Raw genomic sequence first — 1,379 nt, 5'->3', positions numbered from 1 at the left:
TTAATTAGCATCTACTTTAGTATTCAATATTAACTTCTGGCGAAGTTGAAATCAGTCTTTGAATATACAATGTCAAACTAGATATTTTTCAATGATTTTGTTTTTTAGACAAGGCGTTTAATATTTTTATCGACGGGAGCATAACGTGTTATGTGACCAAGTAAAAATGTTAAAGAACGCAGTATAAAACACAAAAGCGAAGAAAAACTACTTTGGGTTGTATGGTTAAGTGACTAAGCGTACACGGTGGATGCCTTGGCAGTTGGAGGCGATGAAGGACGTACTAACTTGCGATAAGCCTAGTTGAGCCAGTAAGAGGCGCTTGAGACTAGGATTTCCGAATGGGGAAACCCACCTGCTTGCAGGTATCATATGGTGAATACATAGCCATATGAGGCGAACGCGGAGAACTGAAACATCTAAGTACCCGTAGGAAAAGAAATCAACCGAGATTCCGAAAGTAGCGGCGAGCGAAATCGGACCAGCCCTTAAGCTTTAGTGTAGTTAGTGGAACATTCTGGAAAGTATGACGAAACAGGGTGATAGTCCCGTACACAAAAACTTATCTAAAGTGAAATCGAGTAGGTCGGAGCACGTGAAACTTTGACTGAATATGGGGGGACCATCCTCCAAGGCTAAATACTCCCAACTGACCGATAGTGAACCAGTACCGTGAGGGAAAGGCGAAAAGAACCCCTGTGAGGGGAGTGAAATAGAACCTGAAACCGTGTACGTACAAGCAGTAGGAGCACCTTCGTGGTGTGACTGCGTACCTTTTGTATAATGGGTCAGCGACTTATATTTTGTAGCGAGGTTAACCGAATAGGGTAGCCGTAGCGAAAGCGAGTCTTAACTGGGCGCTTAGTTGCAAGGTATAGACCCGAAACCCGGTGATCTAGCCATGGGCAGGTTGAAGGTTGAGTAACATCAACTGGAGGACCGAACCCACTAACGTTGAAAAGTTAGGGGATGACCTGTGGCTAGGAGTGAAAGGCTAATCAAACCGGGAGATAGCTGGTTCTCCCCGAAATCTATTTAGGTAGAGCCTCGGACGAATACTTACGGGGGTAGAGCACTGTTAAGGCTAGGGGGTCATCCCGACTTACCAACCCTTTGCAAACTCCGAATACCGTAAAGTAATATCCGGGAGACACACGGCGGGTGCTAACGTCCGTCGTGAAGAGGGAAACAACCCAGACCGCCAGCTAAGGTCCCAAAGTGTATGTTAAGTGGGAAACGATGTGGGAAGGCTAAAACAGCTAGGAGGTTGGCTTAGAAGCAGCCACCCTTTAAAGAAAGCGTAATAGCTCACTAGTCGAGTCGGCCTGCGCGGAAGATGTAACGGGGCTAAACATACCACCGAAGCTGCGGCTGCGAAT

1 rRNA gene is annotated in these 1,379 nt (G+C 46.3%); it reads left to right on the top strand.

The window, feature by feature from the left end:
• Positions 1–223 precede the first annotated feature (223 nt).
• A 23S ribosomal RNA gene (locus tag BIW53_RS02105) occupies positions 224–1,379 on the top strand; the annotation flags it as partial.

This window comes from Pseudoalteromonas byunsanensis, assembly GCF_001854475.1.
GTDB lineage: Bacteria > Pseudomonadota > Gammaproteobacteria > Enterobacterales > Alteromonadaceae > Pseudoalteromonas > Pseudoalteromonas byunsanensis.
The sequence above is the reverse complement of the archived record's forward strand: the minus strand, read 5'-3'. Positions and strand labels throughout refer to the sequence as shown.